This is a genomic window from Deinococcus sp. HSC-46F16 (genome assembly GCF_024171495.1).
In the GTDB taxonomy this organism is placed as follows: domain Bacteria; phylum Deinococcota; class Deinococci; order Deinococcales; family Deinococcaceae; genus Deinococcus.
Genome location: NZ_JALJZW010000006.1, coordinates 117,483 through 141,615, shown reverse-complemented (window position 1 = coordinate 141,615; position 24,133 = coordinate 117,483). Strand labels below are relative to the sequence as shown.

23 protein-coding genes are annotated in these 24,133 nt (G+C 71.9%); 9 read left to right on the top strand and 14 right to left on the bottom strand.

All coding sequences use genetic code 11. The features are described from left to right. Positions 1 to 139 precede the first annotated feature (139 nt). Entirely contained in the window at positions 140 to 1,561 is a 1,422-nt protein-coding gene (locus L1280_RS13095; protein WP_253582732.1) for an aldehyde dehydrogenase family protein, read from the top strand. Then, positions 1,558 to 2,169, top strand: a complete 612-nt coding sequence (locus L1280_RS13090; RefSeq protein ID WP_253582731.1) for a molybdenum cofactor guanylyltransferase — start codon at positions 1,558 to 1,560, stop codon at positions 2,167 to 2,169. Before L1280_RS13095 ends, L1280_RS13090 begins: the two co-directional genes overlap by 4 nt. Before the next feature lie 56 nt (positions 2,170 to 2,225). Here the strand turns inward: L1280_RS13090 and L1280_RS13085 are convergent, their stop codons facing one another. Continuing rightward, positions 2,226 to 2,723 (bottom strand): DUF4385 domain-containing protein, encoded by a 498-nt coding sequence (locus L1280_RS13085; protein ID WP_253582730.1) that lies wholly within the window; start codon positions 2,721 to 2,723, stop codon positions 2,226 to 2,228. 68 nt (positions 2,724 to 2,791) lie between these two features. Further along, positions 2,792 to 3,469, bottom strand: coding sequence for a DNA starvation/stationary phase protection protein (locus L1280_RS13080; protein WP_253582729.1), 678 nt, complete (start codon positions 3,467 to 3,469; stop codon positions 2,792 to 2,794). Between the two features lie 97 nt (positions 3,470 to 3,566). Between L1280_RS13080 and L1280_RS13075 the strand changes: the two genes are divergently transcribed. After that, the gene (locus L1280_RS13075) at positions 3,567 to 4,031 is read left to right on the top strand and encodes a DUF6328 family protein (RefSeq protein WP_253582728.1); all 465 of its coding nucleotides are present in this window, start codon (positions 3,567 to 3,569) and stop codon (positions 4,029 to 4,031) included. Between the two features lie 17 nt (positions 4,032 to 4,048). On the opposite strand, the gene L1280_RS13070 is transcribed toward L1280_RS13075, so the two are convergent. Beyond that, complete coding sequence (locus L1280_RS13070; RefSeq protein WP_253582727.1) at positions 4,049 to 4,945, bottom strand: MBL fold metallo-hydrolase; 897 nt, start codon at positions 4,943 to 4,945, stop codon at positions 4,049 to 4,051. Between the two features lie 59 nt (positions 4,946 to 5,004). Here L1280_RS13070 and L1280_RS13065 point away from each other — a divergent pair, with 59 nt between their 5' ends. Then, the gene (locus L1280_RS13065; RefSeq protein WP_253582726.1) at positions 5,005 to 6,213 is read left to right on the top strand and encodes an MFS transporter; all 1,209 of its coding nucleotides are present in this window, start codon (positions 5,005 to 5,007) and stop codon (positions 6,211 to 6,213) included. A 58-nt stretch (positions 6,214 to 6,271) separates the two neighbouring features. Here L1280_RS13065 and L1280_RS13060 read toward each other — a convergent pair whose 3' ends face one another. Then, positions 6,272 to 6,817 (bottom strand): DUF4142 domain-containing protein, encoded by a 546-nt coding sequence (locus L1280_RS13060; protein WP_253582725.1) that lies wholly within the window; start codon positions 6,815 to 6,817, stop codon positions 6,272 to 6,274. Positions 6,818 to 6,993: 176 nt separating this feature from the next. On the opposite strand from L1280_RS13060, the gene L1280_RS13055 reads away from it, so the two are divergent. Further along, positions 6,994 to 7,386 (top strand): hypothetical protein, encoded by a 393-nt coding sequence (locus L1280_RS13055; RefSeq protein ID WP_253582724.1) that lies wholly within the window; start codon positions 6,994 to 6,996, stop codon positions 7,384 to 7,386. 32 nt (positions 7,387 to 7,418) lie between these two features. On the opposite strand, the gene L1280_RS13050 is transcribed toward L1280_RS13055, so the two are convergent. The 3 genes from L1280_RS13050 to L1280_RS13040 form a co-directional block, all read right to left on the bottom strand. Continuing rightward, positions 7,419 to 8,753 carry a S41 family peptidase gene (locus L1280_RS13050; protein ID WP_253582723.1) on the bottom strand — a complete coding sequence of 445 codons (1,335 nt, stop codon included), beginning with the start codon at positions 8,751 to 8,753 and terminating at the stop codon, positions 7,419 to 7,421. 92 nt (positions 8,754 to 8,845) lie between these two features. Next, positions 8,846 to 9,934 carry a M20/M25/M40 family metallo-hydrolase gene (locus tag L1280_RS13045; protein WP_253582722.1) on the bottom strand — a complete coding sequence of 363 codons (1,089 nt, stop codon included), beginning with the start codon at positions 9,932 to 9,934 and terminating at the stop codon, positions 8,846 to 8,848. A 119-nt stretch (positions 9,935 to 10,053) separates the two neighbouring features. After that, on the bottom strand, positions 10,054 to 10,479 hold the full coding sequence (locus tag L1280_RS13040; protein WP_253582721.1) for a hypothetical protein: 426 nt from the start codon (positions 10,477 to 10,479) through the stop codon (positions 10,054 to 10,056). 197 nt (positions 10,480 to 10,676) lie between these two features. On the opposite strand from L1280_RS13040, the gene L1280_RS13035 reads away from it, so the two are divergent. Together L1280_RS13035 and L1280_RS13030 are read left to right on the top strand one after the other, a co-directional pair. After that, positions 10,677 to 12,092 carry a DR2241 family protein gene (locus L1280_RS13035; RefSeq protein ID WP_253582720.1) on the top strand — a complete coding sequence of 472 codons (1,416 nt, stop codon included), beginning with the start codon at positions 10,677 to 10,679 and terminating at the stop codon, positions 12,090 to 12,092. 94 nt (positions 12,093 to 12,186) lie between these two features. Further along, complete coding sequence (locus tag L1280_RS13030) at positions 12,187 to 12,981, top strand: VC0807 family protein (RefSeq protein WP_371922919.1); 795 nt, start codon at positions 12,187 to 12,189, stop codon at positions 12,979 to 12,981. A 78-nt stretch (positions 12,982 to 13,059) separates the two neighbouring features. Here the strand turns inward: L1280_RS13030 and L1280_RS13025 are convergent, their stop codons facing one another. From L1280_RS13025 to priA, 5 genes are all read right to left on the bottom strand, one after another. After that, complete coding sequence (locus L1280_RS13025) at positions 13,060 to 13,794, bottom strand: metallophosphoesterase (RefSeq protein WP_253582718.1); 735 nt, start codon at positions 13,792 to 13,794, stop codon at positions 13,060 to 13,062. Between the two features lie 113 nt (positions 13,795 to 13,907). Continuing rightward, on the bottom strand, positions 13,908 to 14,558 hold the full coding sequence (locus L1280_RS13020; protein WP_253582717.1) for a CsgG/HfaB family protein: 651 nt from the start codon (positions 14,556 to 14,558) through the stop codon (positions 13,908 to 13,910). Positions 14,559 to 14,601: 43 nt separating this feature from the next. Next, positions 14,602 to 15,300 (bottom strand): hypothetical protein, encoded by a 699-nt coding sequence (locus L1280_RS13015; protein ID WP_253582716.1) that lies wholly within the window; start codon positions 15,298 to 15,300, stop codon positions 14,602 to 14,604. 22 nt (positions 15,301 to 15,322) lie between these two features. After that, on the bottom strand, positions 15,323 to 16,384 hold the full coding sequence (locus L1280_RS13010; protein WP_253582715.1) for a flagellar assembly protein T N-terminal domain-containing protein: 1,062 nt from the start codon (positions 16,382 to 16,384) through the stop codon (positions 15,323 to 15,325). A 175-nt stretch (positions 16,385 to 16,559) separates the two neighbouring features. Beyond that, positions 16,560 to 19,073, bottom strand: coding sequence for a primosomal protein N' (priA, locus tag L1280_RS13005; protein ID WP_253582780.1), 2,514 nt, complete (start codon positions 19,071 to 19,073; stop codon positions 16,560 to 16,562). 100 nt (positions 19,074 to 19,173) lie between these two features. On the opposite strand from priA, the gene L1280_RS13000 reads away from it, so the two are divergent. Next, a complete protein-coding gene (locus L1280_RS13000; RefSeq protein ID WP_253582714.1) occupies positions 19,174 to 20,067 on the top strand; it encodes a DMT family transporter in 894 nt (297 codons plus the stop codon). Between the two features lie 22 nt (positions 20,068 to 20,089). After that, entirely contained in the window at positions 20,090 to 22,441 is a 2,352-nt protein-coding gene (locus L1280_RS12995; protein WP_253582713.1) for a penicillin acylase family protein, read from the top strand. Between the two features lie 29 nt (positions 22,442 to 22,470). On the opposite strand, the gene L1280_RS12990 is transcribed toward L1280_RS12995, so the two are convergent. Next, positions 22,471 to 23,634 (bottom strand): nitric oxide synthase oxygenase, encoded by a 1,164-nt coding sequence (locus L1280_RS12990; RefSeq protein WP_253582712.1) that lies wholly within the window; start codon positions 23,632 to 23,634, stop codon positions 22,471 to 22,473. Between the two features lie 59 nt (positions 23,635 to 23,693). Next, positions 23,694 to 24,119, bottom strand: a complete 426-nt coding sequence (locus L1280_RS12985; RefSeq protein ID WP_253582711.1) for a secondary thiamine-phosphate synthase enzyme YjbQ — start codon at positions 24,117 to 24,119, stop codon at positions 23,694 to 23,696. Between the last annotated feature and the right edge of the window lie 14 nt (positions 24,120 to 24,133).

Sequence of the window (24,133 nt, the reverse complement as noted above, 5' to 3'; positions counted from 1 at the left end):
TGTCAGATACGCCCCACTCTGCAGCGCCGGCCAAGAGTGAGCCGACCCGGTGACACCCGGCCTGCCGGATGCACTAGCCTGAACCAAGTCCAACTTCAGTGCTCGCGCCTGACTTCTCGCACTCCGGGAGGGGTTTTTCATGACACAGCCCATGTCCGCTGACCTTCAGGCCCTGTTCGAGGCGCAGCGCAGGCACCGCTGGCGAGCCGGGCAGACCACCGCCCCCGAACGGCAGGCCCTGCTGCGGCGGCTGGGGGGGGCCATTCAGCGCCACCGGGTCGCGCTGGCCGAGGCGCTCGCGCTCGACCTCGGCAAGAGCCGCGCCGAGGCGGAGATCACCGAGCTGCACCCCACGGTGGAGGAGCTGCGGCACGCGGTGCGCCACCTTCCGCGCTGGATGGCCCCCCGCCGGGTCCGCACCCCCGCCAACCTGCTGGGCACCCGCAGCGAGGTCGAGTTCCAGCCGCGTGGGGTCACCCTGGTCCTGAGCGCGTGGAACTATCCGGTCAACCTCGCGCTCGTCCCGCTGATCGCCAGCCTCGCGGCAGGGAACACGGTCGTCCTCAAGCCCAGCGAAAAGGCCCCCGCCACCGCCCGCGCCCTGCGTCGGCTGCTGGAGGAGGTCTTCGAGCCCCGGCTGGTCGCGGTCGTGGAGGGGGACGCGGGGAGAGCTAAGGCTTTGACCGAGTTGCCCTTCGACCACATCTTCTTTACCGGGAGCGGGGCCATCGGGAAAAAGGTGCTCGCCGCCGCCGCGCCCAACCTGACGGGCGTGACGCTGGAACTGGGCGGCAAGAGTCCCGCCATCGTCCACGAGAGTGCCGACCTCGACCTCACCGCCGAGCGGCTGGCCTGGGGCAAGTTCCTGAACGCCGGGCAGACCTGCGTGGCGCCCGACTACGTGCTGGTGCCGGAGGTGCTGCAAGGCAGCCTGCTGGCGCGGCTCTCGCAGATCATCCCCCACCGTTTCGGGGAAGCCGAGCGGCTGAGAAAGGGCACCGACTACGGGCGGATGGTGGACGGCCGCAGCGTCGAGCGGCTCTCGCGCCTGACGCGGGACAGTGTGGCGATGGGGGCACGGGTCGAACTCGGCGGCGAGTTCGACCCCGCCTCGCGCTTCATCTCGCCCACGGTGGTGACGGGCGTAACCCCGGAGATGCCGCTGATGGAAGAGGAACTGTTCGGCCCGGTGCTGCCCGTCCTGACCTACCGCGACTTCGGGGAGGCGCTCGCGCTGGTGCGGCGGCTCGACCCCCCGCTCGCGCTGTACACCTTCGCCGAGGACGAGGGGGCGGTGGAACAGGTCCGCCGGGAAACGACGAGCGGCGGCCTGGTCGTCAACGGCACGGTGGTCCACCTCAGCAACCCGCACCTGCCCTTCGGGGGCGTCGGCCCCAGCGGGATGGGGCGCTACCACGGCGAGTACGGCTTCCGGACCTTCAGCCACGAGCGGGCCGTGCTGCACGAGGGCCGGGGCAGCGGCGTGCGCTTCCTGTACCCACCTTACGGCCGCCCGCTGCCCCGCTTCGTGGCCTGGGCGATGCGGAAGCTAGAGGGATGACCCCAGGGACGACCCGGAGGCTGGACCTCGTCGGGGCGCTCACCGCCGGGGGCCGCTCCAGCCGGTTCGGGACGGACAAGGCGCTCGCCCGGTTGGAGGGGCGAACCCTGCTGGAGCACGTGGCCGCCAGTCTGGAGGGCTGCCCGCTGCGCCTGCTCGTCGCCCCGCCCGAACGCTACGCCCTCCCCGGCTGGCTCCCGGTGCCCGACACGCGGCCCGGTGAGGGACCGCTGGGGGCGCTGGAAGCCGCCCTCCTCGCCGCCGAACGGCACGCGGGGCCGGGCTGGGTCGCCTTCGCGGGCGTGGACCTGCCCCGCCTGACCCCGGCGTACTGGGCGCTGATGGCCGGGGCGCGGACACCGGGAGCGCGGTCGATCCTCACCCTGGACCCGGCGGGGCGAGCGCAACCGCTGGGGGCGCTGTATCACACGGAGCTGCGGCCCCAGGTGTCCGTCCTGCTGGACGCGGGCGAACGCCGCTTGCGCCTCGCCGCGCAGGACGCGGTGACAGTGCCTTACGAGGCCGTCGCGCGGGTCAGCCCGCAGGCCCTCCACAACGTGAACACGCCCACCGACCTCGCGGCGCTAGAGGCGGAGACGCGGCAATAAAAAATCCGCCTCTTCGGGCGGTGATAGAACCAAGATAGCGCGGTATGCGGTATTCGTCAACCGTACCGCTCCCGGTGCTCGCGCTTCATCCGGGCGTAGTCCTCATTGGCCTCGGCCTCGTCCCACTTCGCCTTGAAGATGCGGGCGGATTCGGCCTTGACCGGGTCCTCGGGCTGGCGGGGGAGTTCGGCGCGGCCGTGTGACCCGGACTGGCCCTTCTTGCCCTCGGGCACGGGGCCGTCGTACTTCTTGCCGCCCTTGTGGTTGGCGTAGCGGCGCGAGCGGGTAAAGCCCATCTGGAGGAACTTGCGGGCCATGTCCGCCCCCACGAAGTCCCCGGCCCGCAGGTAGTCCAGAAACATGGCGTAGATCGCCTCGCTGCTCTCTCGGGCGACCTCCGGCGTGGCGAAGCGCCAGTGCGGAAGAATCTCGGCCTTGTACGGCTGCACCAGCAGCACGCCCTGCTCGCCGATCCCGACCCGGTACAGCTCGGGGTGTGCCCGCAGGTCGAGGTCGGCGTAGTTCAGCGAGTAATCGAATTTGGGACGGGGCATCGGGGCTCCTGGGGGCGGGCAAGGCAAGGGGCCGCTGGGACGTGCCCGGCAGCCCCAACGATCGGCCGTCAGTTCATCCGGTCGTCGTCCATCATCGCCTGGAGCATCCAGCGAATCTTGTCGATGGTGGCGGCGTAGCCGGTGTAGAGGTCGGCAGTGACGGGGTCGTTGGCCTCGTCCACCGTCTGCGAGTCGTCGCGGTAGCCCCGCGCCACGCGGGTCAGGTCGTTCACGAGGTCGGCGACCTGGGTGCGGGCGTCGCGCACCGTCTCCTGGGGCACCTGCACGAGGCTGAAGCGGGCGATGTCCTCAGGCGCGGCGATGGGGCTGCCCCCCAGCGCGACGAGGCGCTCGGCCTGCTCGTCGATGCCCCCGAAGATTTCCTCGATGAACTCGTCATAGGCGAGGTGCAGGTCGCGGAAGAAGCGGCCCCGGATGTCCCAGTGGTACTTCTTGAACTTGAGGTACAGGCTGATGGTGGTGGCGAGGTTGCGCTGCAAGGTCTCGCTGACGGTGCCGAACTCCTCTTCGGAGAGGTAGCCGTGGTCCACGAGCTGGTTGTGAGGGGTGTCGAGGTGGGCAGCGTCGGCCTTGGCCTCGCCCTGGGGCACGGCCCCGGCGGTGTCGCGGCCCTGGGCCATGTCCTGGGTCTCCACCGGCATCTGACCCGCGTCGTCGGCCGTCTTGCGGCGGCTGCCGCTCTTGGTGCCCGCTGCGGCCTTGGTTGCAGCACTCTTTCTGGTCATGCGGTCACGCTACGCCCCCGGCCGGGGGACCGCCCATACGGGCTTTCTTCACGCTTGGTGCCCAGCGGGGACGGCTCCGGCCTATGCTGGACCTCTCATGACCGACCCTCCGGAAGCCGACCAGCTCTCCGACCTGCTGGCCGAACTGCGCATCCTGCTTCAGGGGGCACAGGTGCTGACCAGTTTCCTGATCATTCTGCCCTTCAATGTCGATTTCGGGGGGGTGGCGGCCACCGAACGCTGGGTCTACACGGCGACCTTCGGATGCTCGGTGGTGAGTCTGGTGCTGCTCAGCGCCCCGGCGCTGCACCACTACCTGCGCCGTCCCATGCGCCACCCCGAACAGTTCAAGCACACGGCCACCCGGCTGGTGCGGGTGGGGGCCGTGTTCATGTCGCTGGCGCTGGTGCTGGCAACCCGGATGGTGGCGGGGGCGGTCGGCCTTCCCGCCGCCCTGACCTGGGTGCTGCCGGGCGGGCTGACCCTGCTGCTGGGCTGGGTGTGGTGGGCGCTGCCGCTGAGCCACGAGCGGCGCGAGTACGGCGGCCCGAAAAGAGAGTAGCGGGCCTTGTCTCCGGCTCAGGCCCTGGCCCGCAGCACCCCGCCCTCCAGCGTCAGGGTGGCCGCCCCCACCGCGAGCAATTCGGTCAGGTGGGCGCTGATCACCGCCCGGTTGAGGACCCAGGCGCCAGGGTTCGTGGCCGTCATACCCAACGCGGCGCCCACCCGCACCAGCAGCTCGTCAACCGTCGCCGGACCTTGCGCCAGCGCCGCCGTCACCGCGTCCGTCGTCCGGGCATAGGCGGCGAGGTTGGCGGACACCAGCCCGGCGAGATTGGGGGTGGGGTCGCCGTGGCCGGGCAGCACGACACGCACGCCCTCCACTTCGCCCAGCGCCGCTGCGGACGCCTTCTGCTGCGCCGAATCCGCGCCGAAGGTCAGCGGATGCTTGCCCAGCGCCTCCGGCCCGAAAAGGGCGTCGGCGGCGTACAGCACCTCGTCCACCCGCACCGCGTACATCTCGGCGGCGTGGCCGGGGACGGGAAGGAGTTCGACCTCGATGCTGCCCAGAGCCTGCACGCCGGGACCGACCCCCTGCGCGGGGCTGGCGGGGGCCAGCAGGAATTTGGTCCGCAGCTCGGCGGGCGGCGCGGCCCCCCACAGCGAGAGCGGCTCCAGCACCGGGTGGCGAATGATCGCCGCCTCCAGCGGCGGCGCGTAGACGGGCAGGTCCGGAAAACGGCCCAGGAGGAAGGTGTTGCCCCCGTGGTGGTCGGCGTGGCTGTGGGTGTTGAGGATCGCGCCCGGCGTCAGCCCCGCCCCCTCCACCGCCCGCAGCAGCTTCCGCGCGTGGGTGTCGTCCAGGCCGGTGTCCACGAGCAGGGCGCGGCCCCCCGGCCCCTCTACGACCACGCTGTTCACCGCGCCGGGAAGGAAGAATACGCCGGGGCCGAGGAACTGAAGCTGCGGAGGCATGGAGACAGCGTAAGGGGCAGCGGGGCGCCGCCTACCCGCAGGGGCGTACACTCGCCCGCGTGACTCTGCCCGCCCCTGCCCTCCCCTTCCGGCCTTCCGGGGCGCAGCTCGGGCTGATCGCCGCCAATTTCCTGATGTGGGGCGGGTTTTTCGCGGTGATTCCGCTGGTGACGGTGCATTTCGTGGAGGGGCTGGGGTGGGCGGCGGCGAGCGTGGGGCTGGTGCTGGGACTGCGGCAGCTCACCCAGCAGGGGCTGACGGTGTTCGGGGGGGCGTGGGCGGACCGGGTCGGGCCAAAGCCGCTGATCCTGGCGGGGTGCCTGATTCGCACGCTGGGCTTCGCGTGGATGGGGTTCGCGGACACGCTGCCCGTGCTGCTGGCCGCGTCGGTGCTGGCGGGGCTGGGGGGCGGGCTGTTCGACGCGCCCAAGAATGCGGCGATCACCGCCGTCACCCGGCCCGAGCACCGCACCCGCATGTTCAGCCTGACCAGCATCTCCGGGAACCTCGGCATGGTGACCGGGCCGCTGATCGGCGCGGCGCTGCTGGGACTGGGCTTCCGCACGGCGGCACTCGCGGCGGGAAGTGTGTACCTCGTCGCCGCCGCCGTGCTGGCCGCTACGCTGCCCCACATGAAGCCGGAGGGGGCCGTGGCCGGTGGCCTGGCGGGGCTGAGGGCGGCGGCGCGGGACCGCCGCTTTCGGCGCTTCACGCTGGTGCTGGTGGGCTATTTCCTGCTCAGCACGCAGCTCAACGTGGCGGTCACGCTCAAGGCGGTGGCGCTGGCCGGGCCGGGAGCGACCGGGCCGCTGTACGGCCTCTCGGCGGGGCTGGCGGTGGTGTTGCAATATCCCCTGCTGCGCTTGGTCGAGCGGCGGGTGCGGACGCAGGTGGCGCTGGTGGCGGCGGTGCTCGCGGTGGCGACCAGCCTGGGGCTGATGGGCTTCGCGGCGACGTTTCCGCAACTGCTCGCCTGCGTCGCCCTCTACAGCCTGGGCACCATGCTGGTCTACCCCACCCAGCAGACCCTGACCGCGCGGCTGGCCCCCGCCGGGCTGACGGGCAGCTACTTCGGCTTTTCCGCGATCAGCCTGGGGCTGGGGGGCGCGGTGGGCAACGTGGTGGGCGGGGCGCTGATCGACCTCGGCGCCCGGATCGGCCTGCCGCTGCTGCCCTGGCTCACGCTGATGGGAGTGGGGCTGGTGACCGCGCTGGGCCTGCGCTGGGCGCTGCGCGAGGTGCCGACGCGCGAGCAGGCCATAGGCTGAGCGCCAAGCCAAGCCCCCTCCACCGGGAAGGGGAAGGGGGCCAGGGATCACTCGCGGGTCAGGGCGTGCTCGGCGCGGCGGGGGCCGGGGTCGCCTGACCGCCCACCGCCGTCTGAAGGGCCTGGGCTTCCGCGAGGTGGCGCTGGATCAGCGGCAGGTTCTGGTTGGCAAAGGCCACGACCCCGGCGTCGCGGCCCGCCGTCAGTTCGTTCTGGAAGATGCTGACGGTGAGCTGGTGCCCGAGCACCAGCTCACGCAGGTAGGCCTGATCAAAGGCCGAGCCGCTGAGGGTGTTCAGCGTGTTGACCTTGAGCTGCAAGTCGGGCGGCAGCATCTTGGGCAGCGCCACGCTGCGGGCCGCCGCCAGGGTGTTGACCTGGTTCTGGGCCGCCGTGTGCTCCGTGATCATCTGCTGGGCGAAAGCGCGGACCTGGGCGTTGCTGGACTTGTTCAGGGCCACCTGCGACGACTGGATCTCGAAGAGGTTGCTGCCGGTCACCGACTGGAGAAAGAGGCCGTCCACCGAATCGGCGTTGGGCGGGGCCATCATGGTGCAGGAGCCGAGGGTGAGGGGAAGCAGAAGCAGGGCGGAGCGTCTGAGCATGTCGTTTCCTCCGGCGGAAGAGAGAGGACGGGCGGCGCCCGCACTGGGTTTCAGTCTGCCCGCCCGGCTCACCCGGCTCATGGCGGTCTGGCGAAGGGCTCACCATGCCCCTCTCAGGTGGGGCACAGAGGACCCTGAACACCTCTTGAGACTGCTTCCTGGCCTACACTCCGGGCATGCTGTGGGTCCACGTGCTGATGCTGCTGCTCCTCGCCGTGCTGGTGGGCTGGATTCCGGTGCTGGGGCCGCTGGCGCTGGGTTTCCTGGCGGGCCGGGCGGTGCGGGGACCGGGCGCGGTGCTGGCACTGCTCCCCGCCCTGGCCGTGCAAACCCTGGGCCTGCTGGGCGTGCGCTGGCTGGAAAACGCGGTGGAGGCACGCGGGCTGGAGGGCGGGGTGTGGACCGCCCTCGCGTGGCTGGGCAGCCCGGTCAACGTGGCGCTGGGAAGGCCGCTGGGCAACCTGATCGGGGACAGCGACGTGCTGGGATTTCTGCTTCTGTTTACCTTTCCGGCGCTGCTCGGCCTGATCCTGGGCTGGGCCACGGGAAGGCCCTCCCGTCGGCTGTGAACCGGGTGGGAGGGCCGGGGCGGGGCTGAGATTCAGCGGGCCGTCTGGGGGTCCAGGGTCAGGGGCGGGGCCGTCACCAGAGCTTGCACTCCGGCGGCGAGCAGGGTGTCCTGCCCACGCGTGAGCAGGCGCACGTCCTCCTCGGTCTGCTCGCGCGGCTGGTCGGGCTTCACGCGGTCGGGGTAGGCGTCACCGCCGGGCTTGGCGTAGTTCAGGATGGTGAGTTGCAGGGCGGCGTCCTCACCCACCGGGAAGACGCGGGTGGCGGTGTTGCCCACGCCCGCCGTGGTTTCGCCGATCACCGGGCCGCGCCCGGCGTGCTGAATCTCGAAGGCGAAGAACTCACTGCACGAGGCGCTGCCGCGGTCGACCAGCACCGCGAGCGGCCCGGTCCACAGTTGCGGACTGCGCACCCCCCCCGCGTTGCGGCCATTTTCCAGGCGGGTGCCCCGGCTGACCACCGTGCGGCTCTCGCCCTGGGCGCCCCGCGCCACCCGCGCAAAGGTCGGGACAAAGGCGCTCACGGCGCTGTCGCACTCCGCGAGGCTGCCGCCCGGATTGCCGCGCAGGTCCACGATCATGCCGGTCGCCCCGCCCGCGCGGGCCTCTCGCACGAGGTCATGCACGCGCTGCGCGATGCCGCCCCCCGACAGGAAGGTGGGAATCCGTAGAACCGCCACGTTGTTCGCCGCCCCCGTGAAGCTCAGCCGGGGCAGGTCGCGGGTGCTGCTCTCGCGCGACTGCAGGGTCAGGGTCAGGGGCTGCCCACTGCGCTCGACCCCCAGCCGGATCTCGCGGCCCTCGCGCCGGGCCTGCTGGAGGGCCGCGTAGGTGTAGGGGCGGCCCTCCAGCGTCCGCAGCAGGTCGCCGCGCCGGAGGCCCGCTTCCTCCGCCGCGCTCTGGGGGACGACCTCCAGCACCACGCGGTTTTCACCGTCGAGCCGGGCGAGTTTGACACCGAACTGCAGGCGGTTGCCGCCCGTTGCGCTCGCCAGAAAGTCCTGGAAGTCCTCGGGCGTCTGGAAGAAGCTGTGCTCGTCCCCCAGCGCCGTGAGTTCCGCCTCGATCACCGGGTAGGCCTTTTCCACCGCGCAGTTGAGGGGCGTCGGCGCACACACCGCGTCGAGCCGGGCCTGGTACTCGCGGCCGAGCGCCGCCCGGTCCACGGTGGAGAGGCCGCCGTATTCCTCCCGCAGCAGGCGGTTGACCTCGTCGAAGGCCTGTTGCGCGGGGGAAGGCGGGGCCGCCTGGGCGAGGGCCGCCGTGCCCGGCAGCGCAGGCGCGGCGAGGGAGGCCGCCACCAGCACGGTGAGGGCACGGAGGGCCGAGAGGCCGGAAGCCGGAGCGCGGCGCAGGGTGGCGTTCATGGGTCCCCCCATTCTGCCTGGAACAGATGGGAAGTTGGTGGGGCAGGAATGCCGTGCAGGTCACAAAAAACCCCGCTTGGACTTGGGGCGCTTCAGGCCACCGGCCGCCGCTGGTAGAGCGCCACCACCCGCGACAGGAAGCGCAGCCCCGGCCCCAGGCTGCTGGCCTGCACCCACTCGTCCTCGCGGTGGGCGTTGCCGCCCCGGTAGACCCCCAGGGCAATGGCCGGGAGGCCGTGGGGGGCGGCGGCGTTGGCGTCGGTGCTGCTCGACGCCAGCCGCAACTCGGTGCGCCCCTCGCGGGCGGCCTCGCGGGCAAGGTCGAGGAGGGGGGCGGACCCCAGTTCCCCGCCGGGGCGGTCGCCCACCCGCTCCAGCCGCAGGCTCACGCCCACCGCGCGGGCCGCCGCGTGCAGCACGCCCTGGGCGCGGCGGTCGAGGTCGCCCAGCAACTCCGGGTCCAGCGAGCGCAGGTCGAGCAGCAACTCGGCGCTCCCCGCGATGGAGTTCACGCTGGTGCCGCCCGAGGCCAGCCCCACGTTCAGGGTGGTGCGCGGCGAGGCAGGGCGGTGCAGGGCGTAAAGGTCGTGAATCGCCATCCCCAGCGCGTGCAGGGCACTCGGCGCCTGATCGCCCCAGGAATGCCCCCCCGGTCCCAGGAAAGTGGCCCGGTAACGCCGCACTCCCACCGCGCGGGTCACGGCGACCCCCAGATAGCCATCCACCGCGATGAAGGCCCCCAGCCGCTCGCGGTGCGTGGCGATCAGGTGTTTGGCCCCGCGCAGGTCCCCCAGGCCTTCCTCCGCGACGTTGGCGGCGACCCACAGTGGGCGGCGCAGCCCTTCCCCCGCGCCCCCGCGCAGGTCGCGCAGCAGGGCCGTCAGCACCGCGAGGCTGGCGCTGTTGTCGCCCACGCCGGGGCCGATCAGCTTGCCCCCCTCCTCACGCACGGTCACGTCGGTGGCGCGGGGGAAGACGGTGTCGAGGTGCGCGGCGAGCAGCAGCGCGGGCCGCCCTTCGCTGCCGGGCGGGGTCAGGCGGGTCAGGACGTTGCCGACCTCGTCGCGCTCGGTGCGGTAGCCCAGATCCTCCCACAGCCCGGCCATCAGCGCCGCCCGCTCCCCCTCGTCGAAGGTGGGTGCGGGGGTCTGCGCGATGCGCGTGAGGTACGAAAGGGGCATGTCGCGGGCGATTGTAGCGGGCGGAAGCGGCCCGCTGACTTCCCAGGAGCCTTCATGAACCGCTCCACATCAAACCGCCCCCGGCGGGAGGGCCGGGGGCGTGGGGAGGGGTCCGGGGTTCAGCGGCGCAGCATCTTGGAGCCGATCATCGCCGCGAGGCCGACCAGCCCCGCCTTGACCATCGGGTTGCTGAGCGCCCCGCCCTGCCCGAAGGCGGCTTCGAGCGGGCTGCGGCCGTCTTGCATGGGCGCCTGCGCAGTGCGGGTGTAGGCGTCGGCCATATCGTCGGGGTCGTCGTAGCGCACATTCTGCACCGGGCTGTAGGGGCTCTGCACCATCGCGTCGCCCATCTGCTGGCGCTCCTGCGGGCTCATCTGCGAGAAGTACTCGCGCATGATCTGCTGGCGCTCCTCGGGGGAGGCGTGCTGCATGTAGTCCTGGATGTAGGCCGCCGCCTCCTGCGGGCTGACCACCCCGTCCATGTTGGTGTCGCGGGGATCGAGGCGGGCCATCTGCTCGTGGCGGTCGCGTTGCTGGAAGAACATGGGATACCTCCTGGGGAATGGGGGGAAGGGACCGAGCTGCCTCCCCACCCTAAGCAGCCGCGACCGGACGTGCGTGAGGGGAGGCTGGCGGAAGATTCATGCCGGGGTCACCTCCCGGAGTCGGCCGAACCTGAGCCGGGTCAACTTGAGTCAGGGGGACAATCGCGTGGCGGGGGCGCTGCTAGAGTGCCCGCCGTATGCGTTCGCTCGTCCTGATCGGCCACGGGTCGCACCTCAACGGCGAGTCCGCCGGAGCCGTCTACCGCTACGCGGAGTTGCTGCGGGAGCGTGGCCTGTACGACGAGGTCGTGGAAGGGTACTGGAAGGAAGAACCCTCGCTGCGGCAGGTGCTCAGGACCGTGCGCAGCACCGACGTGACGGTGATTCCCATGTTCATCTCGGAAGGCTACTTCACCGAGACGGTGATTCCGCGCGAGCTGGGGCTGGGCCACCAGGGGCCGGTGCCGCCGGAGGGCGTGGCCCGCGTGCTGGGCGGCAAGACGGTGCGCTACACGTTGCCCTACGGGGTCCACCCCGCCATGAGCGACGTGATCCTGGCCCGCGCCCGCGAGGTGCTGCCCGACCTGAACCCCGCCGACACCGCCCTGATCGTGCTGGGGCACGGCACCACCCGCAACCAGAACTCCAACCGGGTGATCTACGGGAATGCCGACCGCCTGCGCGAGTCCGGGCACTTCGCGGAGGTCCACGCCCTCTTTCTGGACGAGGACCCCAAGGTGGGCACCTGGCCGGAGCTGGTGCGCTCGCCGCGCGTGGTGGTCGTGCCCTTCTTCGCGTCCGAGGGGTGGCACACGCTGGAGACGATTCCCGAGGACATGGGCCTGACCGGACAGGTCACCGAGTTCGCGGAGACGCCGAACGCCCCGCAGACCGTCTACTACGCCGCGCCCGTGGGCACCCACCCCGACGTGGCCGAGGTGGTCCTGCAACTCGCGCAGGAGGCGCGGGGGGCGTCGGGCGCGGGCGGCGACGAGGACCAGGGCCACGCGGAAGCCTGGAACGCTTTCCTCGCGCTGGCCCGCCGGGGCACCCGGATAGGCGAGGCGATGATCACCCCGCAGGCGGGCATGTATGAACTGCGCCACGCGCTGGACGAGGGCCGCCCCGCCGCCGACCTCCAGACGCTGGTGACGGTGGAGGGCCTGCGCGACCGCACCCGCCGCGACGAGGGCGGGCACCACCGCCCGGTGCACACCCTGCGGAATCTCCCGCGCGGCTGGCGGGCGATCCTGACGGAAGCCGAGTTGCCCCGCGCGGTCCACAACCTCTACCCCGCCGTCGTGGAGGAGAGTTACGCCCACCACACCCACAACCTGCGGGCGACCCCGTGGCCCACGACCGCCCGCCGTCAGACTGGCATCTACACCAAGGTCACCCGCGCGACCCCCGAGCAGGTGGAGGAGGTGGCGCAGGACGTGTGCAGCAAATGTCTCAAGACCCGGCTGTGGGCGGGCGAGCGCCTGGGCTCGACGGTGTTCAGCGGTGTGCCCGGCGCGATTCCCTGCCCGGAGGCCTGCACCCTCTTTATCGCGGAGGTGCGTGAGGAGGTCAGCGGCAAGCGCGGCCAGGGCGGGCACGGGCACGACCACTAGGTCAGTTGTGGGTGGGAAGTGGAGGTCAGGCGGAAGCTTCTGCCGAAGGCTCCACTTCCCCCTCACGACTCCCCACTCACCCCCAGATGAGACAATGGCCCCCATGACCGCGCCCTCGCCCGCCGCCCGCCCGCGCACCGGGGTTCCCAAGACCGTCTGGGACCTCGTCTTCACACTGCTGATCCCGATCCTGATTCTCAGCCCGAATATCCTGGGCAGCGGCATCAGTGTGGCGGACCTGCTGGGGGGGGACATGGCGGGGAACATCAAGGCCTACGTCATCGCGGCGCTGATTCCGGTCGTGTACGTGCTCGTCGACCTGATCGTGAACCGCAATGTCAGCCCGGTGGCCCTGATCGGCGGGGCGGGAGCGATCTTCTCGGGAGCCCTGGCTTTCTGGTACGTGGACGGGTTCTGGTACGCGATCAAAGACAGTGCGCGGTCGTACCTCGTCGGCCTCTTTTTCCTGATCAGCGCGGGGACGCGGGTGCCCCTCTTCCGGGTGTTTCTGGACGCCGCCAGCCTGGGCGAGAAGCCGGAGGAACGCGCCGCCACCCAGCAGGCGATGCGTGACCCCGTGGTCCACCGGGGGCTGGTCGGGGCAACGGTGGCCTTTGCGGTGGTGGACCTGATCGGCGGGGTGGTCAACAGCGCCGTGAACTACGCCCGCGTGACGGCCAAGTTCGGCTCGGACGCCTTCAACGCGCAGGTCGCCGAGGTCAACGCGATCATGCGGGTGCCCGGCTTGATCATCAGCCTCGCGGGCGTGGCATTGGCCTTGTGGCTGGTGCAGAGCGCCGTGAAGCGCCGCTACGGGGCGGGCGCGAGCCTGCTGGAGCCCACCAAGCTGCGCGAGGCGATGCGGGAGAAAGGCGAGCTGCCGGTCTGACCCCGCAGCGCGGCCACAGACCGCTCCGTCAAGAGAAACCCCGCCACGCGCGGGGGTCTTTTTTGGGGGACAGAGGGCCTATTCCCCCGTCCGTGCCCGCCGTTTCTGGTACGCCCCCGTCAGCAACTCTGCGATGTACTCGCGGGTAAAGGGCATTCCACTGGCCTCCGCCGCCGCGATCTCCGCGTCGCGGTTGTAGGTCAGGCGCACGAAGGTGGCGCTGTGGGCGGGGCTGTTCGGGTCGAACTCCAGAATCAGGTAGCTGGGCAGCGTGCTGTCGAGGGGATTGCCCACCGAGCCCGTGTTGATCAGGGGTCGCCCCTCCACGTCCAGCATCAGCGTCTCGTGGACATCGGCGTAGACGAGGGCGTCGGCATGCGCCTTCAAACCGAACTGGGGGTTGGGCAGGTAGGCGTCGAGCTGCTCGGCGAGGCTGGAATGGGGGTACAGGCGGTGAAAGAGGCCCTTGCTGGAGGCGTGGACGAAGCGCCACCACGCACCCCCGAACTGTTCCTCGATGCCGTAGGGCAGCCCGGCGAGGTAGGCGAGCTGCTCGGGGGTGAGCTTGGAACGCGGCCACAGGTCCTGCGGCCGGTTGGTGGCCCCGGCGACGCGGGCGTCCCAGTTGCCCTGGATGACGCGGGTGGCGTGGGCCTGGGTCCATTCCACGACCTCGCGGGGACGCGGCCCTTTGCCGACGAGGTCTCCCAGAACCCAGATCTCGGTCAGCCCGCGCCTTTTCACGTCGGCGTGTACGGCCAGCGTCGCCTCCAGATTGGCGTGCAGGTCCGAGAGCACGGCGAGGCGAATCATGCGGGGCAGTCTAGCCCAGCGGGACAGGGGGCCAGGAAAAGGTCAAGAAAAGGGTCAGGCCGGGGGAGAGGGAAGTATCCCCTACCTCTTCCCGGCCCGATGCCCCTTTTCGCTCAGTTGCGGTAGTAGCTCGCAGGCACCTTGAGGAGCAGTTGCTGCACGGCGTCATTCAGCATCGTGCTGATAGCCGCCTCGATCTGCGGGCTGGACTTGACCCCAACTCCCAGATTCAGCGGCAGCAGACCGCTCATGCTGAAGCTGTTGCCCTGCGCCTCGCCCTTGACCTGGGTGCCGCCGATGATGCGGCGGGTCTTCACGTCGACAATCCGCAGGTCCATGGCGATTGTGCTTTTCTTCTGACCCAGCGAGAAGCCCAGCACATTGATGCCGCCCCCCGACGCTTCCGGCTCGTACTGGGTGATCGAACCGAAGATCAGCAGGTCCGCGCCCTCGAAGGCGGCGCCCCCGCTCAGGAACGCTTCCTCGGTGAGCTGCCCGGTGTTCTCGCGCTCGTAGACGGCGAACTTGCCGGTATTCAACAGCGCGGTCGTCAGGGCGTCGGAGATGCCGTCCCCGAGGTCGGAGGAGCACTTGGACGCCTTGCAGCGGAAAGTTCCCACGGCGATGTTGACCTGGCCCTGCGGCAGGGCGGGGGCGGCGGTCACCGGGGCGGGCGTGGCCGGGGCTGCCGGGATGGCCGTGGTCTGGGCGGCGGCGGGCGCGGCGAGGGCGAGGGTCAGGGCGAGCAGGCGCAGGTGGGTCATGGAAGGCTCCTTGAAGTGGGAAAGGGGCAGGAGGAACAAAGGCTCAGAAATCGCCGCTGGTGCCGGGCGGGGGCAGGGGGAAGCCCGAGCTGGCCGGAACCGGGCCACCCGGCAGGGCCGCGCCGCGCGGGGCAGGGGAAGCGGTCCCCGCGGAACGCTGATCGAGCGGCAACTCATAGCGGGCCACCACACACAGCCCCTGGGTGCCCAGGCTGACGAGACGGTGTCCGGTCACCCGGCCGCCCCGCAGCACGGCCTGGGCACCCGTGCGGACGCTCGCGCGCACCGTTTCCAGCGCGAGATTGGAGAGCTTCAGGTCGCCGCCGTCCACGACGCTGGCGGTGGTGTCCTGGGTGTCCAGACTCCGCGCGACCGCCGTGCGCAGGCCCCCGAAAAACTCGGCGGCGGCGCCGTTGGCCCGCAATTCGGCTTTCTGCATGGCGGGAGCGAGGGCCGTGACCCCCCGCGCCTGATACACCTGCGCAGGCACGATGCCGAAGCCGTACACGCGCAGGGTGTCGTTGCGCCCGTCGCGGTTGGTATCCACGGGGGAAGCCCCCGACAGGGTGCACTGCCGCATCAGCGCTAGGGCGTCCACCGGGCTGAGCTGGTCGCCCCGCACGGTGTAGGCGGCCTGCACCCCCTCGGTGTTCACGAACTGCTGGGGGGTGACGGGCGTATCGGCCGCCTGGGCCAGCGCTGCCCCCGCGCACAGGGCGGCGATTATCAGGAATTTCTGCATGGGTCCTCCTTGGATTGGGGGTTCAGCGGTAAGAAACGGTGATCTCGCCCGCGCTGAGGCCGGTCACGGTCAGGCCGAGGTCCTCGAGCAGGGTGGCGAGATCCTCGGGGGAGCCGCTGTACTCGACTTCCACCTGGGCACCCGCCGCGTCGAAGTGGCGGTTCAGGGCCGCCGCCACCCCGGCCGTGGCCCGCAGCGAGGCCAGGGTGTCGTTCAGGGCACGGAAACTCGGCACCCCCACCAGCCGCACGCTGAAGGTGCGCCCGGCGGCCTTGCCGCTGCCGCTGAGCCAGCCCAGCAGCGCACCGGGCAGTGCGGGCACCGCCGTCTTGGCAACGTTCTGGAGGGCCGCCTTGCCCGCCACCGCGTCGGTGGGCGCTGTGCCCGTTCCCGTGAAGGCGTCGCTGAAGATGATTTGCCCGGTGGCGAGGTCCACGATCTTGAGTTCGAGTCGGGACGTGTAGGCCCGCTGCGAGAGCACGGTGCCGTACTCCTCCGCGAAGGCTTCCCCGGTGATCAGCAGGTCGGCCTTGAAGCGGGTGGCGAGGTCACCCAACGCCTGAGCGCTCAGGCTGCCGCCGCGCAGCACGTCGCGCAGGGCGTTGTGCTCGGTCTGCTTGAGGTCCACCACCCGGTAACCCGCCGCGATGAGTGCCCGCTGCACTTCGGTCTCGGCGGCGGGGTCGGGGACGGTGCGGCGCAAGATGACCTCCGGAATCGCCACGATGATGCGCGGGTCGCCCTTTTGCGCGAGAAAGGCCTTGAGTTCCTGCTCCAGGCTGGGGCGGGCCACGACCACCCGGACGGTCACGGTGTAGAGGCTCCCCTGCTGCCCCTCGGCCAGCACCTGCGTGACCCGGCCGAACCCATCCGAGCGCTTCATCAGGCGCTGCTGGAACTGCTCGAATTCGTCGGTGCTGCGCAGGGTGCTCGATGTGCTGATATAGGCACCGAGCACCTGCTCGATGGCAACCCGTACCGCGTCAGTGATGGCCGCCTGCCGCGCCGCCGCCACGTTGCCTGTAAAGGGGGCCTGTCCCTGCACCTGCACCGACTGCTCGGCCTGGGTCGCCGCCAGCGCCACTGATGCACCTGGAAGGGGCGACACCACGGGCAGCGCCAGTGCGAACGTCAGGAGGAGTGGACGCCACGAGCCTCGCTGTGGGCTTCTTGATCTCACGCTGGCAGTGTCTCAGGCTTCTCTCAGCCAGGGGGCGCACATGAGGGCACCCCCGTTGGGGGTATGACCGCCTCGTCAGTTACAGCCCCCCGCGCGGATTCACGTCCACCCGCACCCGCGCCCGCCAGGGGCGGTCCAGTGTGGCGAGCAGTTCGGAGAGCCGGGTGTCGTTCCGCGCCCGCAGCAGCAGGTGGTAGGGGTAGACCCCGCGCAGGCGGGCGACCGGGCTGGGGGCAGGACCCAGGACCTCACCCTCAGTGGCCCCCGCGCCGTGCAGGGCATCGAAGACCTCGACGGCGACCTCCCTCGCGCGGCGGGCCTCGCGGGCGGCGACCTCCACCTGCGCGAGGCGGGCGTGGGGCGGGTAGCCCAGGGCCTGGCGGGCACGCTCCTCGGCAGCAGGGTAGGCCAGGGCGTCCTTGCCGTCCACCAGGACGCGCAGGGCCGGATGCTGGGCCTGGAAGGTCTGAACCACCAGCATGGGCGGGCGCGTGACGTGCCATTCCCCAAGCTGGCGCAGCAGGCGGTGGTAGCGCTCGGAGGCGCGGAAGTCCGAGACGTTCAGCCAGGTGTCGGCCAGCGTCACCCCGATCAGGGCGAGATTCGGTGGCGCCTCGCCCGACAGCAGGAGCTGGGTGCCCACGACCACGCCGCCCTCCCCCGCGTGCAGGGCCGAGAGGTCGTCCTGACGGTCGCGGTCGCAGCGGTAGACGGGCAGGCCGGGCACCAGCCGGGCGACCTCGGCGGCGATCCACTCGGTGCCGGGGCCACGGGCCTTCCACATGGGTTCGCCGCACTCGTCGCAGCGGTCGGGGACGGGCTCGTGGTAGCCGCACTGGTGGCAGGTGAGCTGCCGGGTGCCCTGATGGAAGCGCAGCGGCACGTCGCAGTTGCGGCAGCCCGGCGTGTGGTCGCACGAGGGGCAGCGCAGCAGGGCCGAGTAGCCCCGCCGGGGCGCCAGCAGCGCCGCCTGCCGTCCCCGCTCCTGCACCTGCCGCAGGAGGCGCACGAGGTCGTGACTGAGGGGGTAGCCCAGGTCACCGGGAGTTAGGTGAACGGACGACAACGGCCCCAGTTCGGGCTGTTCGGGCGGGTTGGCATAATCCACCACATGCAGCCGCAGCCGGGGCGGGGGCAGCACCGCGCCGGGCAGGGGCACGCTCTCGGCGGCGGGGGCCACGCCGACCAGCGCGAGGGCCACGTCGTGACAGGTCGCCACCCGCGCGGCCACGTCGGGGACGAAGGCCCGCGAGCCGGACTGGAGCTTGTAGGCGTCGCTGCCCTCCTCCAGCACCACGATCAGCGCGGGGTCGTCCAGCGGGGTGACCAGGGCGAGGTAACTCCCGACCACCAGCCGGGCCGCCCCCGTGCGGATCAGGTGCCAGGTGTGCTCGCGTTCCTCCGGGGTCAGCGCCCCGCTGACCTGAACGGCCCGCGTGCCCGCCGCCTGGGCCAGCCCGGAGAGGCCCTCCCAGGCGCGGCGCAGGGTGGCGTGGTCGGGCGCGAGGACGAGGACCCCGCGCCCCTGCTCCAGCAACCGAGCAATGCGGGGTGCCAGCGTGCGGAAGCGCGAGGCCGGACGCCCGCCGTGCAGCCGCCACGCGGCGGACTCGGGGAGGCGGTCGGGGTCAGCGGGGCTGGGGGCCGGAACGGGAGGGGCCAGCGTGGGAGGCGGCGCGACCTCCTGCACCGTGTCGGCCCAGCCGCGCAGGGCCAGGGTGCCCGCCGCCGTGGGAGTCAGCCCCACCCCGTCCGCCGAGGCGAGGGAGGCCCACGCACTCAGCGAGTCCACCGGGCCGTGGTCGTGGAGCCAGGTCCAGGCGGGGGGTGGGGGGGCCTGTTCGGCCGCGTAGAACGCCCCGCCCGCGTTCAGCACGCCGTTCACCACACCTCCGCTCACGCCCGCGCCCCTGGCCCACGCCGCCAGGGTGGGCTGAGGGCCATGCTCGGCCAGCCACGCCCACGCCTCCCGACCTTTCGGGGTCAGGGTAGGGGGCGGCTCAGCCGAGGCCCGCAGCACAGTCACCGTGCGGGCGGCAGGCGGCACCTCTCCCAGCGGCCGTGCCCGCACCATCCCGCGCAACCGGGGGCGGGGGCGGAAGGCTTCTTCCAGCAGGCCCTGCTCGCGGATGGCGTCCAGCAAGGGAGGCGAGTAGTCGGCGGCGTCGGTCCAGGCGGTGCCCGGCACGTGCGACCCGAAGGCCCCCAGGTCCGCGTCGGGCACCGCCCGGACCCGGTGGTCCAGCCGAACCTCCCACCCCACGCCGAGGAGGTCACTCCAGACCAGCCCGGCGGGCAGCCGTGCCTCCCGCGCCCAGGCGGTCACCGCCTCCACGGTGGCGGGGGGGACCCAGGGGCCGTCCTCGTCGTCCAGCAGATGGACGGCCTCGCGCAGACGGTGGCTTCCAGCGCCGCCCTCGCCCGCGCCCACCACCAGCCCCACCGACAGCCCGCCGCGCCAGGGCACCAGCACCCGGCAGCCCACGGGCACCACACCTCCGAACCCGTGTGGCGCGGCAAAATCCAGCGCCGGGACAGGCAACGGAAGCGCCATCCGCCAAGGCACCGGGGGAAGGGTGGGGGCGGGCGACATCACATGCCCGACCCTACCGCAAGGCACCAGGTGGGGGAGGTGGGGCGGGTCGCAGACAAGCCGGGACCTGCCTACCCCGCGAGGGCCTACGCTGAAGTCCATGCCCTCCCCCGCCCGCTCCGGCCTGCTCCTCGCCCTCGTCGCCGCGCTGAGTTTCGCCACGCTGGGGATCTGGGGCAAGCTCGCGGGGGAGGTGGGGCTGGGAAGCTATGAGGTGCTCGGGTGGCGCTTCGGGCTGGTCGCCGCCGCGCTGCTGCCGTTCGCGGGCCGGGGGCTGACCCTGGCCCAGCGGCGGCCGCTGCTGGGGGTCGGGGTGGTCTACGTGCTGGCGACCTTCTGCTACTTCGGGGCGCTGGGGCGCATCACGGCGGGGGCGACGGGGCTGCTGCTCTACCTCGCGCCCGCCTTCGTGATTCTGTTCGGGTGGCTGGCGGGGCGGCGGCCGGGCGCGGCGCGGCTGGGGGCGGTGGCGCTCGCGGCGCTAGGCCTGGGCCTCGTCGTGGGGCTGCCGGGGGCGGGCGACCGGGACCCGGTGGGCCTGACGCTGGGAGCCGGGGCGGGGGCGCTGTACGCGGCCTATCTGCTCGCCTCCGAGCACTGGCTGCGGGGGGTTACACCGCTGGCCGCCACCGGGCACCTCGCGCTGGTGGGGGCGGTCGCCTTCGGGGGGCTGGCCGGGGCGCGGGGCGAACTGGGGATGCCGGACACCGCTGCGCAGTGGGGCGTGATTCTGGGGATAGCCGTGCTGCCCACCCTGATCGCCGTGCCCGCCCTGTACGGGGCCGTCGCCCGGCTGGGGGCGGCGCGGGCCAGCCTGCTGGGGACGTTGGAGCCGCTGTTCACGGTGGGACTGGCCTTCCTGGTGCTGGGGGAACCCCTGCGGCCCGCCATGCTGCTGGGCGGGGCGCTGATTCTGGCGGGGGCGGCGCTGGCGCAAAAACCCGAGCGGGTCACCGCTTCCGCCCCCTCCCCGGCCCCGTCTCCCCTATCCTGACGGCCTAACCAAAGGAGGCAGGATGCGCTTGATGGGACGGGTGGGCCGGGGCCTGCTCTGGGTGGTGTTGGTCGTGCTGCTGCTGGCGCTGGCGGCGGTGCTGTGGCTGCGGGGCACGTCACGGCCCCAGGTGTCGGGCGAGGTGCGGCTCGCGGGCCTCTCGGGACCGGTGACGGTCACGCGCGACGCGTGGGGGGTGCCGCATATCCGGGCCGAGGCGTCGGACGAGGACGCGATCTTCGCGCTGGGCTTCACCCACTGGCAGGACCGGGCGTGGCAGATGGACTTTCAGCGCCGGGTGACCCAGGGACGGCTCGCGGAGGTGCTGGGCGACGCGGCCCTCTCGCAAGACCGCTTCCTGCGGACGTGGGGCTTTTACCGGGCGGCGCAGTCGGCCCTCCCCGCCCTGTCGGACCGCTCGCGGCGGATGATCCGGGCGTACACGGCGGGCGTGAACGCGGCGATGCGGCAGGGACAGGTGGCCCCTGAGTTCCGGATTCTGGGGTATGCGCCAGAGCCCTGGGCCGAGGTGGACGCCATCGCCTGGAGCAAGCTGATGGCCTACGACCTCGGCGGCAACTGGGACGAGGAACTGCTCGCGGCGCGGGTGCAGGAGAAGCTCGGGGAGGGCCGTCTGGACGACATCCGCCCTCCCTACCCCCAGGGCGCGACCACCATCCTCAGCGAAGGCGAGGTGGGCGAGGAGAACGCGGCCCCGGCGGGAGCGAGCGCCCTCACCCTGCCGGACGCGACCCTGGCCGCCCTGCGGACCCATCTGGAGGCGGCCCGCTCGCTGGGGATGGAGCGGGTGCCCGGCAAGGGGAGCAACAACTGGGTGATCTCCGGGAGCCGCACCCAGAGCGGCAAGCCCATCCTGGCCGACGACCCCCACCTCGCGCTGTCCAGCCCGATGCTGTGGTACCTCGCCGACCTGCGCGGGCCGACCCTGCGGGTGATCGGGGCGAGCATTCCGGGCCTGCCCAGCGTGGTGATCGGCCGCAATGACCGCATCGCCTGGGGCGTGACGAACGTGAATCCCGACGTGCAGGACCTCTATGTGGAACCGGCGTCGGCCCGCCTGACCGAGCGCACCGAGGTCATCAAGGTCAAGGGCGGCGAGGACGTGCGCCTCGTCGTGCGCGAGAGTGGGCACGGGCCGATCATCTCGGACGTGGGCGCGGGGGCGCTCGGGCCGCGCGTGGCGTTGAAGTGGACCGCCCTGCAACCCGGCGACACCACCCTGGACGCCTTCCTGGGGCTGAACTACGCGCAGAACTGGGAGGACTTTCGGGCGGCGTTGCGGCCCTACGTGGCCCCCAGCCAGAGCTTCGTGTATGCCGACGTGGACGGCAACGTGGGGTATGCGGCACCGGGACGGGTGCCCGTGCGTGAAGGCTGGGACGGCTCCCAGCCCGTGCCCGGCGACGGCTCGCGCGAGTGGCAGGGCTTCATCCCCTACGAGGAGCTGCCCGCCACCCTCAACCCGCAGGACGGCCTCGTCGTGACGGCCAACAATAAGGTGCTGCCGGGCGGGGCCGATCCCCTCGGGAACCTCCGCAACTGGGCCGAGCCGTACCGCGCCGAGCGCATCACGGAGCTACTGACCGCCAAGCCGGAGGGCCTGACGCTGGAGGACGTGAAGGCCGTGCAACTGGACACGGTGAGCCTGGTCTGGCGCGACCTCCAGCCCCTGCTGCTCGCCACCCAGCCGGACGGGGACCTCAGCCGGGCGGCGCTGGAGCAGTTGCGCGGCTGGGACGGCAACCAGACCACCGACAGCGTGCCCAGCACGATCTACGAGGCGTGGCTGGCCGAGTTGCAGGCGATGGCGGGGGACGAACTGGGCGACGACACCCGCCTGAACGCGCTCGCTGTGCGCGAGCAACTGCGGGAGGACGGGGAGCTGTGCCGCTCGCAGGCCACCCGCGTGGAGAATTGTGCCGACCTGCTGCGCGTCAGCCTGAAGGCGGCTGTGGACGGCCTCGCCGGGCGGCTGGGGGGCGACATGGACGGCTGGACCTATGGCCGGGTGCATACGGTCGCCAGTGACCACGTGATGGGCGAGGACGCCCGCGTCGCGTGGCTGTTCAACCACGCCGCGCCCACCCCCGGCGGCACGAACACGGTGAACGTGGCCCGCCCCGACCCCGAGACGCTGCGCCAGACGCACGGCCCGAGCTACCGCCACATCGTGGACCTGGCCGACATGAACCGCAGCCTCTACATCGGCAGCCTGGGCCAGGGGGGCAACCCGCTGGGCGAGCATGTCAGCGACCAGCAGGGCAAGTGGGCCTCGGGCGAGTACCTCCCCATGAGCACGGACGAGGAGGACTGGGGCCGCACGGTGACCCTGACCTTGCAGCCGGGCGAATAACACTCACGGAGCGGCGGCGGGCTGAAGCGTCAGTCCGCCGCTGCCCCTTGCAGCCTCCCAGTGAAGGGGCAGACCGCCTCCACCCGTTCCTCCTCCCACGCGGGCGACGGGGCGAAAAAGCCGGGCCGCTCCTCCCCATCGGTGTACTGGCGGTGCCACACCGGGGTGGTCGCGGGCGAGAGGGGCGGAATCAGCCACGACCAGCGGCCCCGCACCGCCCGCCCGGCCCGCTCCTCCTCGGCCTCGAAGCGGACGAACTGCCGGGTGACCGCGTGGTGGTCGGTGATGCGGACCCCCGCCCGGTCGAAGGAGTGCAGCACCGCCACATTCAGCTCCACCAGCGCCCGGTCCCGCCACAGCCGCCGGGGCGAGAGGTCCAGCCCCAGTGCCCGCGCCACTCCGGGGAGCGCGTCGTAACGTGCCTCATCCGCGAGGTTGCGGGCGGCGATCTCGGTCTGGAGGTACCAGCCGTTGAAGGGGGCGGCCGGGAAGCTCAGGCCCCCGACCTCCAGCGTGAGGTTGCTCAGAACTGGCAGGGCGAACCAGCGCAGGCCCAGGTCGCCCACGCCGGGGCAGTCGGGGTGGGTGATGGGCACCTGACCGGTCGCGTCCTCCGGCAGGCAGTAGAGCCCCACCCGGCCCCGGCCCTCGATGGCGAGCGGCAGCACGTCGAAGGCGGTGCCGGGGCCGCCCGCCCACCCCAGGCGGCGCAGATGATCGGTGAGGGCCACGTTCTGCGGGTCGCCGACCACCGTGCCGCCGGGCTGGCGGTAGCCCGCGTAGCGCAGCAACTGGTCGTTGTGGACGCGCACGCCGGGGCCGAAGATGCTGATGACCGGGCGGATGCGCCCGCCCCCCAGCGCGTCGTGCAGGTGCGCCACGAGATAGGCGAACACGTCGTCGGGGTGGGTGACGTGCCGCAGGTCGCGCACCTCCAGCGCCCGCCAGGGCAATCGGCCCACGCAGCGGCCGCTGTTCCGCCACGCCACCCGCGCCCCGTGCGCCAGTTCCGCCGTGCGGAGGGTGTACGCCCCCGTGCGGGCCACCTCCGCACGGACCTCGGCCAGCCGCGTCTCCCGCTCGCGGGGACCGTGCCCGTGCTCGTCGGCATAGAGGCGCAGGAAGCGTTCGGCCTCGGCCAGCAGCGCGTCAGGGGCCAGTCCAGTCGGCGGGGAGACAGCGGCGGCGGACATGGCCCCATGCTGCGGCGCCCGCCCCCCGCCGAATGTCCCCTGTTCTGAAAGGCCCCCTCCTACCCCTCCTCGCCCTGCAAGGTCAGCACCAGCCGCCGCGCTCCCCCGTCGTCTCGGTGCTCACACAGGTAAATCCCCTGCCACGTGCCCAGCGCCAGCCGCCCCCCGCGCACGGGCAGGGTCAGGGACGGTCCCAGCAGGCTGGCCTTGATGTGCGCGGCCATATCGTCGGGGCCTTCCAGGGTGTGCTCGAACTCCGGCCAGCCGTCGGGCACGAGGTGGTTGAAATACCGCTCGAAGTCCCGCCGCACGTCCGGCGAGGCGTTCTCGTTCAGGGCGAGGCTGGCCGAGGTGTGCTGGAGGAAGACGTGCAGCAGGCCCACCCGCACCCGCGCAAGTCCGGGCACCCCGGCGACGACCTCGCGGGTGACCAGGTGAAAGCCGCGCGGGAAGGGGCGGAGGCGGAGGTCATGTTGTGCCCACATGCCCGCAGCGTAGC